Here is a 13,959-nt window from a genome sequence, read left to right on the forward strand (position 1 = left end):
ACGCGCCACACAGCTCGACATCCCGGTACTCGACGGCCTCTACATCACCCGACTCCTGGTACACGACGGCACCGTGTTCGGGGCCTACGGCTTCGACCTCACCAACGGCACACGCCACATCATCCACGCCGACGCCGTCATTCTCGCCGCCGGCGGCCACACCCGCATCTGGCGGCGCACATCCTCCCGACGCGACGAGAACACCGGCGACTCGTTCCGCCTGGCCGTGGAAGCCGGAGCCCGGCTGCGCGACGCCGAACTCGTGCAGTTCCACCCGTCCGGAATCATCGAGCCGGAGAACGCCGCCGGCACCCTCGTCAGCGAAGCCGCACGCGGCGAAGGCGGCATCCTGCGCAACGCCCTCGGCGAACGGTTCATGACACGCTACGACCCCCAACGCATGGAACTGTCCACCCGCGACCGCGTCGCCCTCGCCTCCTACACCGAGATCAAAGAAGGACGCGGCACACCCAAGGGCGGCGTGTGGCTCGACGTCTCCCACCTGCCCCGGCAGACGATCACGACACGACTCCCCCGCGTCTACCAGACCCTCCTCGACCTACAGATGCTGGACATCAGCCGCGAGCCCATCGAGATCGCACCCACCGCGCACTACTCGATGGGCGGGGTCTGGGTCAGGCCCGAGGACCACAGCACCGACGTCCACGGCCTGTACGCCATCGGTGAAGCCTCCAGCGGACTGCACGGCGCCAACCGCCTCGGCGGCAACAGCCTCATCGAGCTGCTGGTCTACGGCCGCATCACCGCCCAAGCAGCCGCCGCCTACACACAGTCCCTCACCGCGCAACCACGATCGGCAGCCGCACTGACACACGCCCGCGCCGAGATCGACGACCTCCTCTCGGCAGACGGGCCGGAAAACGTCCGCGCCCTGCAACGCGCCATCCGCAACACCATGACCGAACACGCCGGCGTCGTACGCGACGAAGCAGGCCTGCGCACCGGACTCGCCGAACTCGCCGCCATCGACAAGCGCATGCAGGACATCGGCGTCCACCCGGACATCGCCGGCTACCAGGACCTCGCCCACGCCTTCGACCTCAAGTCCGCCGCCCTCGCAGCCCGGGCCACACTCGAAGCGGCACTCGAACGGCGCGAAACACGAGGCTGCCACAACCGCAGCGACCACCCACACCAAGACCCCGCCCTCCAGGTCAATCTCGTGTGGTCCCCCACCACAGGCATCACCCACGAAAGCATTCCGCCGATCCCGGACGAGATTTCCTCACTCATGGCGGAGATCTCGACGGAAGGGAAACTCGTCGAGTGACGCGTGCACGTGCCTCGCCGAGGAATTCCCCAGTTTTCCCGCGAGCACGTGTCACAGAAAAAGCCGTTGCTCTGTCTCTTCCAGTGCAGTCGAAATTCGAAAGGACTCCATCATGAAGGTTGTTGTGATCGGCGGAACCGGGCTCATCGGCTCAAAGGTGGTCGAGAAGCTCAACGCGCACGGACACGAGGCGGTCCCGGCCGCCCCCAATACCGGCGTCAACACCCTGACCGGCGAGGGTCTGCCGGAGGTCCTGAAGGGCGCGTCGGTCGTGGTCGACGTGTCCAACTCGCCCTCGTTCGCGGACGACGACGTCATGAGCTTCTTCCGCACCTCGACCACCAACCTCCTCAAGGCGGAGGCCGAGGCCGGCGTCACGCATCACGTGGCCCTGTCCGTGGTCGGCACCGAGCGCTTGCAGGAGAGCGGGTACTTCCGCGCCAAGCAGGCCCAGGAGGAGCTGATCAAGGCGTCCGGCATCCCGTACACCATCGTCCACGCGACCCAGTTCTTCGAGTTCGCGAAGGGGCTCGCAGACGGAGTCACCGAGGGCGACACCGTGCGCCTGCCCGCCGCCAAGATCCAGCCCATAGTCTCCGACGACGTGGCTGCGGCCGTCGGCCGCACCTCGGTCGGCGCGCCGACCAACGGCGTGCTGGAGGTCGGCGGCCCCGAGGCGTTCCAGCTCGAGGAATTCATCCGCATGGGACTCGCCGCCAAGAACGATCCCCGCAAGATCGTCACGGACCCGCACGCCCGGTACTGGGGTGCCGAGTTGGAGGAGAACACTCTCCTGCCCGGTCCCGGCGCGCACATCGCCGAGACCCGGTTCGCCGACTGGCTCGCGCAGCAGCAGTAAGTCTGCGAGCGGTGGCCCTTGCCCTCTCCGGCAGGGCCACCGCCAACTCCGGCCCCGGGTCCGCCCGTACCGCACGAAGGAGGCGGCTCGCCATGCTCAGGAACCGCAAGAACATCACTGTTCGGACCGCCGACCCCTACAAACCACCGACCGGCGTCTACACCGTCGACCCGGCACGCAGCACCATCGGGTTTTCCGTCCGACACGCCGTGATCACGAATGTGCGGGGAAAGTTCACCGCGTTCGAAGGACTCCTCAAGCTCGACGGGCCCCGCTCCGCTCGATCCGCGGCCTACCTGAGTGTCCAGACCGGTAGCCTGGACACGGGCATGCGCGACCGCGACGCGCAACTCACCGGCCCGGATCTCCTCGACTCGGCGACGTTCCCGCTGATGGCCTTCCGTTCCGCAGCCATCGTCGACAGCGGTGAGGACCAGTTCCGTATGTCAGGGTATCTACAGATCAAGGATGTCGAACTGCCCCTTCACATCGACCTCGAGTTCGGTGGGGCGACCTGGGACGCCAACGGGCAGCACCGTGTCGGCTTCCAGGGCACGACCACGCTGCGGCGTTCCGACTGGGGGCTCGACTGGAACGCACCGCTGGAAACAGGGAGCGTTCTGATCAGCGACAAAGTGAAGCTGATCCTCGACATTTCCGCCGTTCAGCCGGCACGCACGGGAGCCGTATGGCCGGCAGACGCAGGTCGGCGCACGATTCCGAAGGGGGGCATGCGATGACTCAGGCCACCGAGGACCGATTCGACATCACGGCTACCATCAAGTCTCTGGCCGCCGAGGCAACGGACCTGAAAACCCGTGTGGTTGAGCTGCGCAAATCACTCGACGATCTCAACGAGCGGATACGTGGCATTTCCAGCGCGCTGGATCAACAACTTGAAGCGAGCACTCACCCATGAATTGACAGAACCAGTCCGACGACATTGGCCGATCGATCACAACGCTGGAAAGCCTGCGCACACACAGGCCGTCCTGATGACACGGGCGCGGGTGCCGCCGATGCTCTTCGCGTACGACAGCGCGAACGCGTTGCCGGTCGCGTCCTGTTCCACCGCTACAGGACAGGGCACGCCGCGGCCCTCCTCGTACTGGCGACGCACCAGGCGGCCCGGGCCCTTCGGGGCGACCACGCACACATTCACGCCGGCCGGGTTCACCGCTGCGGCATCGGTGGCGGCACACGACGTCTGCCTCGAAGTAAACTCCGGCTGCACGCAAAGGTATTCGGTTCCTGCCAGACAGTGTGACATGGACGGAAAAACAGTGTATGAAGCGTGACACAATGTCTTGAGTCGCTCCTTCGGCTGGCGCACCATCTGGGAGTTGTGAACGCCACAAGCGAGCCAATGGCCCTGCCATCCCCTGCCGAAGACCCCGGGTCGCCCCTGTCACCCGGCACGCACACGATCGCCGTCCCGCACGGCACGGCTCTCATCGACCAGCGCTACCACGTCGCCGGCAGCGGGCCTGTGTGCCTTGCTCACTCCGGAGGGCCGGGCATCGGCTGGGAATATCTGCGCATGCCCGAGCTCGAGCGGAGCATGACCATGGTCTACATCGAGCCCGTGGGCACCGGTGCGTCCGGCCGGCTGGCCGAGCCACGCGACTACAACCTGGCCACGTACACCCAATTTCTGCATGCGGTGATCGAGCATCTGGCGCTGCCGGACATCGTGCTGCTCGGCCATTCACACGGTGGGTTCGTGGCCCAACGGTACGCTCTTGATCACCCCGAGCGCGTGGCCTCCCTGATCCTCTACGACACCTCCCCGGTGACCGGCGAGAGCTTCTGGTCGGCCGCGGTCACCGACTTGGAACGGTTCGCGCAGCGCCATGTCGCCGATCATCCCGAGGTGGCCACCTACGTCGCCGGTCTCACCACCCGGCTCGACCGGTACGACGACGAGGGCAAGACGGCGGTGCTGCGCACGATCGCTCCGGCGTACTTCCACGACTACTGAGGTCGCGAGGACGATTTCGTCGCGGGACGCGAATCCCTGCACATGTACGCGGCACCGGCATGGGGCGAAGGTCCGCCTTTCGACGTCCGCGACGAACTGTCCGCCGTCACCGCTCCCACGCTGGTGCTGGTCGGAGAGGACGACTTCATCTGCGGACCGCGCTGGGCACGGATGATCCACGAAGGGATCCCCGGCTCACGGCTCGTGGTCCTCGACAGGACGGGTCATCTCGGCCACCTGGAGCACCCTGAGGAATTCGCCATGGCAGTCGTCGAGTTCCTGGCCTCGGCATCCGGGAGCGCCCAGTGAAGTGACGCGACACCCGGGCGGACGGCGACGAGGCGCCGTTGGCGTGTCACACCTTCCCCGGGCTGTCCGGTCGATCGGGGTGAACATCCGCCCTCCGGCGAAAGGGTTCCCCTCATGAAGGTCGTGGTCATCGACACCAACGGGTTCCTCGGCCCCGAGATCGTCACCGGGGTCGAGGAACACGGCCACGAGCCCGTCCTGGTCTCCGCCGCCTCCGGAGTCGACACGCTCATCGGTGAGGGCCCTCCGAGGCTCTCACCGGTGCAGCCGTCGTCATCGACCTCTCGGGCCCGCCGTCGTACGAGGACGGGATATCCGCTCAGGACGACGGGTTCCACATCGATGACAGAGCCGCCATGGAAGGTCTGTGCCGCTCCACGGCGAACCTTCTCGCGACAGAGGCCGCAGTGGGCGTGCGACCATGTCGCTCTGTCCGTCGTCGGTGTCGAACGTCTGCAGGACAGCGGTTGCTTCCGCGCATTGCTCGCTCGGGAAGACCTGATCCGACGGTCTTCGGTGCCCTACTCCGTCATCCGTGCCACACAGTTCTTCGAGTCCGCCGGCGGTATCGCGGACACCGCGACACACGACTGGAACATCTGGGTGGCGCCCGTCCGGATCAGGCCGGTGCTCTCCAGCGAAGTCGCCGCGCTCCTGGCCCACACCGCTGCTTTCCGCCCCCTTTTCGGCACCATGGAGATCGCAGGGCCCGACGAATTCGGACTCGACACCTTCATCCGTGCCACCCTGAGACCGCAGCCCATGACGCCCGCCGCGTGTCCACCGACGCCGGCAGCCCTTGTTTCGGTGGCGGCCTTCGCCACGGCGACCTCCTCCCGGGCCCCGACACCCACATCCCGCCCATCCTGGGCTACGCAGGAGCCGCCGTGCCCTCGAGCAGTGTTGCGCGGAGCTGCTTGCGGGATGCGATGCCGAGCTTCGCGAACACTTTCCGCAGATGCCACTCGACGGTGTGCGGGCTGAGGAAGAGCTGTGCACCGATCTCGGGATTCGTCAGCCCGTCGCCGGCCAGGCGTGCGATCTGCGCTTCCCGCGGTGTCAGCGTCTCGCCCGTGCTGAGCACACGCTTGCGTACCGTCTCTCCGATCGCCTCGAGCTCGCGTCGTGCGCGCTCCGCGAACGCCTCGGCTCCGATCCGGCTCAGCGTCTCGTAGGCGGTGCTCAGCTGTGCGCGTGCTTCGACGCGGCGGTTCTCACGACGCAGCCACTCGCCGTACAGGAGCCGAGCGCGGGCGAGCATCGCCCCCACCTGCGCGGCCTCAAGCCGCTCGATCGCCTCCCGGTACAGCGCGTCGGCAGCCTCGCCGTCGCTGATCAGGGCACGTGCGCCCGCCGAGATACCCAGCGCCCAGTCGGTGCCACTGGCCTGTGCCATCCCGGCGAGCCGGTCGGTGGCCTCGGCAGCGATCTCCTGCTTTCCGCTACGGGCGGCGGCCTCGACGAGTTCGACCAGCGACGCGCTGGACAGTCCCAGCTCCTGTGGGTGCTCGCAGCCTTGCTCGGCCGCCGCGTAGGCCTCCTCGTACCGGCCGAGGCCGTTGTACAGAACCGCCAGCGCCCACTGGGTGGCGGTCAGCACCTTTCCCTCGCCTCGAAGGGCGCCGTCGCTGGTGACCGCGTCGACCGCCTGACGTGTCGCGGCCTCCCGCCCCCTCCACGACTCGATCACCAGGGCTCCGTACTGCGCCATGAAGCGACTGCCCGTCGCCTCACCGATGGTCACAGCTTCCACGGCCAGCGAGTCCGCGCCGGCGAGGTCGCCGGCGAAGACCCGGTTCGACAGGCGCAGGAGGAGAGCCGACGGCAGTACCGAAAGGGCCCCCGTCTCGCGTGCCAGATCGACAAGGTTCGCGGAGAGCACGCTGTAGCTTTCGAAGTCCCACACGTTGTGGGCCATACGGCAGGCGAACGGGAGCCAGCCGAGGCCCTCTTCGGAGGAGATGCTCTCGCTTCGGAAGGCGGTCAGCGCCCGCCGCAGCATCGGCGCGCCCGCGGAGTAGCTGTCGGCGGTGGCCGCGGCCAAGCCGTCCAGCAGCAGACCGGTGCGCCCGGGCCGCGGCGACCGCGGCGCGGTGCGTACGGCCCGGGCGATCTCCTCGATGCCGGGGCCGCTGGGCAGCCGGCCCGCGGTAAGAGCCGCGTAGAACGCGTCACGGTAGGTCTCCCGAGCGGCCTCGGCATCGAGCGGCTCGAGCTGCCGGGCCGCCTTGAGCAGCAGTGGCACGGCTGCGCCGGCGCTCCTGGCTCCGAAGGTGATCTGCCCGCGCAACAGACTCGACTGGGCACGTTCGAGGTCGTCGAGGGCGCTGAGCTCCGCCACGGCCAACAGCTCCAGCGCGGCGTCGAACGCACCCGCCTGATACTTGGCCCGCGCCGCCGCCAGGGCTCTGGTCCCGCGGCGCGACGGATCGGGGGTCAACTCGGCCGCTCGCTCCAGGAATGCCGCCGCCGCCGCGATTCCGCCCCGCGCCCACGCCCGGCCGGCCGAACGCTCCAGCTCGCCGGCCACCGTCTCGTCCGGTCCCGCCGCGGCGCGTGCAAGGTGCCATGCCCGGCGATCGGGATCGGACCGGGCATCCGTCACCTCGGCCAAAGCTCTGTGGACTTCCCGGCGCTCCGGCAGGGCCGCCGCGTGGTAGATCGCCGTGCGCACCAGCGGATGCCGGAACCGCACCCGGGTGCCCAGCTTCAGCAGGCCCGCCGTCAGGGCCGGGGAGGCCGCATCGGTCGAGATGCCGAGCTTCTCCGCCGCACGTCTCAACAAGGAGACGTCACCGATCGGCTCGGCAGCTGCCAGCAGCAGCAGTCGCCGTGTCACCGGCGGAAGCGCCCGCACCCGCAGGATGAAGCTGTGCTGGAGCCGGCTCGCCAGCGGCCTCGGTCCGGGTGAGGCGAACCCGCCGGCGAGATCGGCCGCGGACGATGTGCGGGGCAACTCCAACAGGGCGAGCGGGTTGCCCCGGGCCTCGGCGAGGATCCGGCTGCGGATGCGCTCGTCGAATCTGCCAGGGATCGCCGACTCCAGCAGCGCGCGAGCGTCGGGTTCCCTCAGGCCCTCCACCACCAGCTCAGGAAGCCCCTGAAGGATGCGCTCGCCGTCCGGCTCGCGCACGGCGAAGAACAGTCCGACCTGTTCCGCCATCAGGCGTCGTGCGACAAACCCGAGGATCTGCGCCGAGACGTGGTCGAGCCACTGGGCGTCGTCGACGAGGCAGATCAGCGGCGTCTGCTGAGCCACGTCGGCGAGCAGGCTGAGCACCGCGAGACCGACGAGAAAGCGGTCTGGTGGCGTTCCCGCACTCATGCCGAACGCGGTCTCGATCGCGGCACGTTGGGGATCCGGCAGACGGTCGAGCTGATCCAGGAACGGGGCACACAGCTGGTGGAGGCCGCCGAAGGCCAGCTCCATCTCGGACTCGGCGCCCGCCGCTCTCACGATCCGGCAGCCGTGCGCCTGGCCCGAGAGGTACTCCAGCAATGCCGTCTTGCCGATGCCGGCCTCGCCGCGCAGCACCACAACCGCGCTGTGCCCCGCCCGCACAGCCGCCAGGTGCCGGTGCAACACCTCACATTCGCTCTGCCGTCCCCGCAGGTGGGACTGCGGATCCCTGCTTGTCATAGGCACCCCCGGGATCGAGCGTATACAGGGGCTCCCTGAACACAAAACGAGCCTCTGTCGCTCATGGCGCCGGCTCCGCCGTTCCCCACCGTCACCGGACTGGGTCGCTCCTCCCCGGAAGGTCCGCCCTCTCTCACCGGGACGCAGCTGTTCGTCGGTGGCTGAGGTCACTCTGGACTCTCTCCGTCCAGAGCGGCGGTCCGAGCGTGAGCAGAGCTGTCGGCTCTCCCGCCGTCGATCTCGATCCCGCGCACGACAAGCGCGGTCGAGTGCCGTGACCGTCTCGCGCCGATGCGCAGTTCCTTCCCAGCGTCTCGGCAGACGCGCCGTCAGGCCGGACCACCCCGGCGCGACGCCCGAACCCTCGGACGTTTGGCCAACCTCCGCGTGCTGCAAGTGGGTTGATTGTCCGGACGGGTGTGAAGAGCGGTCATGGCGCCTCCGTTTCTCGGTTGCGGCCGGAGTATTGACGCGCTTATGAAACAAGTCAATAGTTTTTGTATCTTCGACTCTCAGGGGGCTCGTCATGGAACCCAGAACAGCCGCCGGTTCCACCACGGCCCGCTCAGGAGAGCACCGTACGCACTGGAAGCTCGGCGCCGTCGTGTTCGTCCCCTGCACCATGGCCGTCGTGGCGCTGGGCATCGCCGATCGTCCCGGGGGCGGTCGCCGCCTCTTTCCCGGTCTCGGGGGCCGCCTTCAAGGTCTCCGCCGGCGAGGTGACCGCGGAGGGTGTGTCGTCCTTCCCGTCCTCCCCCGGGGCGCGGCGGACGTGAAGCCCGTACTGCCGGCGGCCGTCAAGACCGGTACGCTCACCGGCTCCTGCGCCCCGGCCAAGCAGAAGGTTCCGCTCACCGGCGAGATCTCCCTGCTGGTGCGCCCGGGCAGCGACAAGCCGCTCAAGGACGGCAACCTGGTGGTGAACTCCGTCGGTCCGACCGGTGGCGGAGGCGCCGTGACCGGCGTGGAAGCCGGCCGCGACGCCTCCACTCTCACGGCCGCCGGCGTGACCCGGCCCAAGGACACCTTCTCCGTCCGGGCCAGGAGCGCCGTCACCCACGACCTGCGCAGCACCGCGTACTCCGCCAGCGGCGGCACGCTGACGCCGGACGAGCTGGAGATCGAGATCAGCCGTTCCGGCAAGCAGTGCTGCTGATGGCGACGAAGGGCGGACTCAGCCGTGTTCAGCTTGCTGTTCTCTCAGGTCGACATCTACGTCACCCGGCTCACCGGCGCCATCGTCGTCCCGAACCCGGACGTCAGCTCTCCGCGAATCTGCCCGGGCGCCGACGTCCTCCCCGCCGATCTCCCGATCGCCGTGCAGCTTCCCGAGCTGGGGGTGAGCACGCTGGAGGCCGGCCAGGTGCTGGTCGACGCTGCGACCGTCCATCGACCTGACCGCGCGCACCGTGAGCCGGTAGCGCGAACCCGATAGGAGAGATCGCCCATGGGCCGCTACAGCCGGCTCCGCCGCATCCGGCAGATGGATCCCCGGCAGGACTTCGAGCAGATCTACCGGTGGATCACCCACTACGAGTTCCCCCGCGACTACCTCCACGGGACGTCGATCGCCTTCCTGCGCGACTACGGCGTCCCGCGCATCTCCCGGCTCCTGGACCGCACCCAGGAGTTCGAGCGGGCCGGTCAGAAGCGGTACGACGACACGGTGCTGATCGCCTACGAGATGGTCCGCGAGGGAATGGACTCGGAGCACGGCCGGGCCGCCGCCCGTCATCTCAACCGTATCCACGGCCGCTACCGCATACCGAACGAGGACTTCCTCTACGTCCTGGCCACCACGGTGGTCGGGCCGAAACGGTGGATCGACCGGTACGGCTGGCGGCGGCTGTCCGAGCAGGAGACCGAGAGCCTGGCGCTGGTGGGCCGCCGGATGGGCGAGCTGATGGGCATCACCGGCGTGCCCGGCACCTACGCCGCCTTCGAGCGCCTCCACGACGACTACGAGCGGGAGATGTTCGCCTACGACCCCGCCAACCGGAGGGTGGCCGCGGCCACCCTGCGCGTCCTCGCCTCCTGGTATCCGGCCCCGGTGCGGCGGCTGGCGGCCCGGGTCCCGCTCGCCATTCTGGACGAACCGCTGCTGAAGGCGCTCGGCTTCCGCCCGGAACCCCGCTGGCTGCAGGCGGTGACCCACCGCGCGCTGCGTACGCGGGCCGCGCTGATCCGTCTGCTGCCGGGCCGGCCGGAACGGTTCCCGCGGAACCCCAAGGCGCGCACCTACCCCTTCGGCTGGACCCTCGACGACCTCGGCCCGCACTGGGCCCATTCCCGGCCGCTGGTCCCGCTGAATGACGACACACCGACGGAACGGGTTGCCGTCCCGGAGCAGCCCGCCACCCCGCACGTTGCTCACCAGGAGCCCCGATGACCGACACCACCCCCGACATCGCACCCCGCACCGCGACGTTCACCACCCACTCCCCGGCGAACGGCGAGCCGCTCGCCGAGCACCCGGTGGACGGTCCCGAGCAGGTCTCCCGCGCCGTGGCCCGGGCCCGGACCTCCCAGTCGGGCTGGGCGGCGCTGCCCGCGGCCCGGCGCCGTGACCATCTGCTGCGCTGGAAGCGGGCCCTCGCCTCCGACCTGGACACCGTCGCCCGGACCATCGCCGAGGAGACCGGCAAGCCGGCCGGTGACGCCGCGCTGGAGGTCGTCCTCACCCTGGAACACCTGGGCTGGGCCGCCCGCAACGCCGAACGCGTGCTGCGCCGGCGCCGGGTGGGCACCGGACTGTTCACCGTCCACCAACGGGCCTCGCTGGTGCACCGGCCGCTGGGCGTGGTCGGCGTGATCGGGCCCTGGAACTACCCCTGCTACACCCCGATGGGCTCCGTCGGATACGCATTGGCGGCCGGGAACGCCGTGGTCTTCAAGCCGTCCGAGCTGACCCCGGGCACCGGCGTCCTGCTCGCCGAGCTGTTCGACTCGGCCGTGCCCGCACACGCCGGACTGCTCACCACCGTCACCGGCGCCGCGGCAACCGGAGAGGCACTGGCCCGCTCCGGGGTCGACAAGCTGGCGTTCACCGGCTCGCCCGGAACGGCGCGCAAGGTGATGGCGGTGTGCGCCGAGACGCTGACGCCGTTCCTCGCCGAGTGCGGCGGAAAGGACGCCGTGATCGTCACCGCGGACGCGGACCTGGACGCCGCCGCCGACGCGATCGTGTGGGGCGCTCTGAGCAACGCCGGACAGACCTGTGCGGGCGTCGAACGCGTCTACGCCGTGCGCGAGATCCATGCGGCACTGTGCGAACGGGTGGTGAAACGCGCCAGGACGCTGCGCCCGGGTGCCGAAAGCGACGCAGCCTACGGTCCGATGACCCTGCCGGGCCAGATCGGGATCGTCGAGCGGCATGTGACCGGAGCGGTGTCGTCGGGCGCACGAGCCCTGCTGGGCGGCCCGGAGTCCGTCCAGTCGCCGTACGTCGCGCCCGTCGTACTGACCGATGTGCCGGAGGACGCGGCGGCGATGAGGGAGGAGACCTTCGGGCCGGTCGTCGCGATCAACCCCGTGGCCGACGTGGACGAGGCGGTGGCCCGGGCCAACGACTCGCGGTACGCCCTGGGGGCCGCGGTGTTCTGCCGGAACCGGCGCGCCGGAGCGGCGATCGCGGCGCGGCTGCGCGCCGGGGCGGTGTCGGTGAACTCGGTGCTGGGCTTCGCGGCCGTGCCGGCGCTGCCGTTCGGCGGTTCGCAGGACTCCGGCTTCGGGCGGATCCACGGCGAGGAGGGGCTGCGGGCCTTCACCTCCGTGCAGTCGACGACGGTGCAGCGGTTCACCCCGCCGATCGCGCTGACTTCCTTCGAGGTACCGGCCGCCGCCCGGGAGCGCGCGGTGCGGCTGGCCCGGGCGCTGCACCTGCGGCACTGAACCGCCGGGCGGCGCTCCGCCGGCCGGTCAGGCGTCCAGCAGGGGGGCCAGGTAGCGGCCGGCGAAGGCCCGGGCCTGGTCCTCGTCCTCCATCTCGATGCAGCTGGCGGGGTTGAGCAGGAAGGAGACAGCCACCCGCACCATGAGCTCGGCGACCGGCCGTGGGTCCTCGTCGGGGCGGCCCTCGGCCTGCTGCGCACGGCGCAGATGCCCCGTCAGGTACTCGACCGTGGCGAAGAGCGAGGAGCCGCCATGCACGGTCAGATAGGGCAGCACCACCTCGGGTTCGAGGCGCAGCAGGCCGCCGAAGAGCGGATGTGCGCGGGTGTGGCGCAGGGCGACCACAAAGCCCTCGACGACCCGTTCCTCCATGGTCGGCAGCGCCGCCACCGCCGAGTCCAGCCGTTGGAAGAACCGGCTGAGCTCACGCAGCAGGGTGTGCTCGACCAGCTTGTCCTTGTTCTGGAAGCGCCGGTAGACGGTGACCCTGGAGACGCCGGCCCGTTTGGCGACGTCGTCCACGGAGGAGCGGCGCAGACCGAAGACGGTGAACTGCTCCAGCGCGGCGTCGAGGATTTGCCGCGCCATCCGGTCCTCCGTCTCGGGCTGGGCGAGTGCCCGGGCGAGCAGCGAGTCGTTCGCGTCAGTCTTCATGGCGCTGCTCACGATACCGGTGCACCCCTCCAGAGCGACTATGAAACATTTATTATATCTTTGTAACCTTGGCTCTCACTCGACACGATCCGAGCCGCCGTCCGGCGCCCGGACCTCCGGAGGACCCGATGGGCAGTCGTCTCACCGAAGAACAGGCCGCGTTCGCCGCGGCCGTCCGTGATTTCGCCAAGCGCGAGTGCGGTACCCGCGAGCAGCGTGACGCGCTGACCGGAGGGGGCCGAGAGGCCCACCACCCCGAGATGTACGGCAGGCTCGCCGAGCTGGGCTGGCTCGGGGTGTGTCTGCCCGAGGAGTACGGGGGCGCCGGCGGTGGGCTGGCCGACGCGTGTCTGTTCCTGGAGGAGACCTCGTACGGGATGGTCCCGGCCGGCGGTTTCATCACCACCGTCATCGCCGCCAAGGCGTACGAACGGTTCGGCACCGAGCGGCAGCGGCACGAGGTGCTGTCCGGCGCCGTGCGCGGCGACGTCCTGTCCATCGCCATGTCGGAGCCGGGGGCCGGGTCGGACGTCGGCGCGCTGCGCTGCCAGGCCCGGCAGGCGGCCGACGGCGCCTGGGTGATCGACGGTCAGAAGACCTGGATCTCCAACGCGCACTGCGCGAAGAGCATTCTGCTGGTGGCCCGCACCGGCGAGGACAAGCACGGCGGGCTGACCATGTTCCATCTGCCCGCCGGCGCCCCGGGCGTGGAGGTGCGGGGCATCGAGACCATGGGCGGCCGGGAGGTCAACGACGTGTTCCTCACCGGCGTCCGGCTGCCGGCGGACGCGGTCGTGGGCCAGGTGAACAACGGCTGGCGGCAGTTGATGGCCGGGCTGAACTACGAACGGCTCTTCCTGGCCGCGAACATGCTGGGCCTGGCGCGCCGCGCCTTCGACGACGCCGTCGCCTACGTCCGCGAACGCGAACAGTTCGGGCGGCCCGTCGGCTCCTTCCAGGCGCTGCGGCACCGGGTCGCCGACCTCGCCACCGAGATCGAGTGCACCCGGCTGCTCGTGCGTGAGGTGGCCCTGGACTGCGACGCGCAGCCGGACAAGCTGTTCCCGCGGGAGGCGTCCATGGCCAAGCTGAAGGCCACCGAGACCGCCAAGCGGGCCGCCCTGGAAGGCATGCAGATGATGGGCGGCTACGGATACACCACCGAGTTCGACATGGAGCGCCATCTGCGGGCGGCGGTCGTCTCCACGGTCTACGGCGGAACCAGCGAGATCCAGCGGGAGGTGATCGGCAAGACCTACGGCCTCTGAGCCGGCCCGGACACGAGGCGGCCGCCCACCCCCGACCGGGGTGGGCGGCCGCTTTCCCAGCGCGGG

Annotated in this window: 13 protein-coding genes and 1 pseudogene; 11 read left to right on the forward strand and 3 right to left on the reverse strand. The window is 69.6% G+C overall.

Annotation, left to right across the window (positions count from 1 at the left end; genetic code table 11):
• The 4 genes from IEZ19_RS28355 to IEZ19_RS28370 form a co-directional block, all read left to right on the forward strand.
• Positions 1-1,291, forward strand: a 1,291-nt coding sequence (locus tag IEZ19_RS28355) for an FAD-binding protein (RefSeq protein WP_189314159.1), incomplete at its 5' end; no start/stop codon positions are given.
• 112 nt (positions 1,292-1,403) lie between these two features.
• Entirely contained in the window at positions 1,404-2,150 is a 747-nt protein-coding gene (locus IEZ19_RS28360) for an SDR family oxidoreductase (RefSeq protein WP_189314160.1), read from the forward strand.
• Positions 2,151-2,242: 92 nt separating this feature from the next.
• Positions 2,243-2,890, forward strand: a complete 648-nt coding sequence (locus IEZ19_RS28365) for a YceI family protein (protein WP_189314161.1) — start codon at positions 2,243-2,245, stop codon at positions 2,888-2,890.
• Complete coding sequence (locus tag IEZ19_RS28370) at positions 2,887-3,069, forward strand: hypothetical protein (RefSeq protein WP_189314162.1); 183 nt, start codon at positions 2,887-2,889, stop codon at positions 3,067-3,069. Before IEZ19_RS28365 ends, IEZ19_RS28370 begins: the two co-directional genes overlap by 4 nt.
• A 69-nt stretch (positions 3,070-3,138) precedes the next feature.
• On the opposite strand, the pseudogene IEZ19_RS28375 reads toward IEZ19_RS28370, so the two are convergent.
• Positions 3,139-3,321, reverse strand: a pseudogene (locus IEZ19_RS28375) (ketol-acid reductoisomerase); the annotation flags it as partial.
• Positions 3,322-3,516: 195 nt separating this feature from the next.
• On the opposite strand from IEZ19_RS28375, the gene IEZ19_RS28380 reads away from it, so the two are divergent.
• Together IEZ19_RS28380 and IEZ19_RS51070 are read left to right on the forward strand one after the other, a co-directional pair.
• The gene (locus tag IEZ19_RS28380) at positions 3,517-4,131 is read left to right on the forward strand and encodes an alpha/beta fold hydrolase (RefSeq protein ID WP_229840895.1); all 615 of its coding nucleotides are present in this window, start codon (positions 3,517-3,519) and stop codon (positions 4,129-4,131) included.
• Positions 4,132-4,173: 42 nt separating this feature from the next.
• Positions 4,174-4,440, forward strand: a complete 267-nt coding sequence (locus IEZ19_RS51070) for an alpha/beta fold hydrolase (RefSeq protein ID WP_229840897.1) — start codon at positions 4,174-4,176, stop codon at positions 4,438-4,440.
• An 871-nt stretch (positions 4,441-5,311) separates the two neighbouring features.
• Here the strand turns inward: IEZ19_RS51070 and IEZ19_RS28385 are convergent.
• Positions 5,312-8,080, reverse strand: coding sequence for a helix-turn-helix transcriptional regulator (locus IEZ19_RS28385; protein WP_189314163.1), 2,769 nt, complete (start codon positions 8,078-8,080; stop codon positions 5,312-5,314).
• Between the two features lie 526 nt (positions 8,081-8,606).
• On the opposite strand from IEZ19_RS28385, the gene IEZ19_RS28390 reads away from it, so the two are divergent.
• Genes IEZ19_RS28390 through IEZ19_RS28405 form a run of 4 tightly spaced genes read left to right on the forward strand, consistent with a single transcriptional unit; the run spans position 8,607 to position 11,971 of the window.
• Positions 8,607-9,236: a DUF6230 family protein gene (locus IEZ19_RS28390; protein WP_229840900.1), complete on the forward strand. Its 630-nt coding sequence runs from the start codon at positions 8,607-8,609 to the stop codon at positions 9,234-9,236.
• A gap of 24 nt (positions 9,237-9,260) precedes the next feature.
• Positions 9,261-9,515, forward strand: a complete 255-nt coding sequence (locus tag IEZ19_RS28395; RefSeq protein WP_189314164.1) for a hypothetical protein — start codon at positions 9,261-9,263, stop codon at positions 9,513-9,515.
• 12 nt (positions 9,516-9,527) lie between these two features.
• Positions 9,528-10,469 carry an oxygenase MpaB family protein gene (locus tag IEZ19_RS28400; RefSeq protein ID WP_189314165.1) on the forward strand — a complete coding sequence of 314 codons (942 nt, stop codon included), beginning with the start codon at positions 9,528-9,530 and terminating at the stop codon, positions 10,467-10,469.
• Positions 10,466-11,971 (forward strand): aldehyde dehydrogenase family protein, encoded by a 1,506-nt coding sequence (locus tag IEZ19_RS28405; protein ID WP_189314166.1) that lies wholly within the window; start codon positions 10,466-10,468, stop codon positions 11,969-11,971. The genes IEZ19_RS28400 and IEZ19_RS28405 overlap by 4 nt, the downstream gene beginning before the upstream one ends.
• Before the next feature lie 27 nt (positions 11,972-11,998).
• Here IEZ19_RS28405 and IEZ19_RS28410 read toward each other — a convergent pair whose 3' ends face one another.
• Entirely contained in the window at positions 11,999-12,625 is a 627-nt protein-coding gene (locus tag IEZ19_RS28410; RefSeq protein ID WP_189314167.1) for a TetR/AcrR family transcriptional regulator, read from the reverse strand.
• 128 nt (positions 12,626-12,753) lie between these two features.
• Between IEZ19_RS28410 and IEZ19_RS28415 the strand changes: the two genes are divergently transcribed.
• Positions 12,754-13,893: an acyl-CoA dehydrogenase family protein gene (locus IEZ19_RS28415; protein WP_189314168.1), complete on the forward strand. Its 1,140-nt coding sequence runs from the start codon at positions 12,754-12,756 to the stop codon at positions 13,891-13,893.
• Positions 13,894-13,959: the final 66 nt, after the last annotated feature.

Origin of the sequence: Streptomyces brasiliensis (assembly GCF_014647875.1) — a bacterium.
Lineage (GTDB): Bacteria > Actinomycetota > Actinomycetes > Streptomycetales > Streptomycetaceae > Streptomyces > Streptomyces brasiliensis.

Bases quoted from the DNA above. Each gene is read 5' to 3' on its own strand.
- IEZ19_RS28390 (WP_229840900.1), top strand. From the start codon at position 8,607: ATGGAACCCAGAACAGCCGCCGGTTCCACCACGGCCCGCTCAGGAGAG.
- IEZ19_RS28405 (WP_189314166.1), top strand. From the start codon at position 10,466: ATGACCGACACCACCCCCGACATCGCACCCCGCACCGCGACGTTCACC.
- IEZ19_RS51070 (WP_229840897.1), top strand. From the start codon at position 4,174: ATGTACGCGGCACCGGCATGGGGCGAAGGTCCGCCTTTCGACGTCCGC.
- IEZ19_RS28385 (WP_189314163.1), bottom strand. From the start codon at position 8,080: ATGACAAGCAGGGATCCGCAGTCCCACCTGCGGGGACGGCAGAGCGAA.
- IEZ19_RS28380 (WP_229840895.1), top strand. From the start codon at position 3,517: ATGGCCCTGCCATCCCCTGCCGAAGACCCCGGGTCGCCCCTGTCACCC.
- IEZ19_RS28410 (WP_189314167.1), bottom strand. From the start codon at position 12,625: ATGAAGACTGACGCGAACGACTCGCTGCTCGCCCGGGCACTCGCCCAG.
- IEZ19_RS28365 (WP_189314161.1), top strand. From the start codon at position 2,243: ATGCTCAGGAACCGCAAGAACATCACTGTTCGGACCGCCGACCCCTAC.
- IEZ19_RS28360 (WP_189314160.1), top strand. From the start codon at position 1,404: ATGAAGGTTGTTGTGATCGGCGGAACCGGGCTCATCGGCTCAAAGGTG.
- IEZ19_RS28370 (WP_189314162.1), top strand. From the start codon at position 2,887: ATGACTCAGGCCACCGAGGACCGATTCGACATCACGGCTACCATCAAG.
- IEZ19_RS28415 (WP_189314168.1), top strand. From the start codon at position 12,754: ATGGGCAGTCGTCTCACCGAAGAACAGGCCGCGTTCGCCGCGGCCGTC.
- IEZ19_RS28400 (WP_189314165.1), top strand. From the start codon at position 9,528: ATGGGCCGCTACAGCCGGCTCCGCCGCATCCGGCAGATGGATCCCCGG.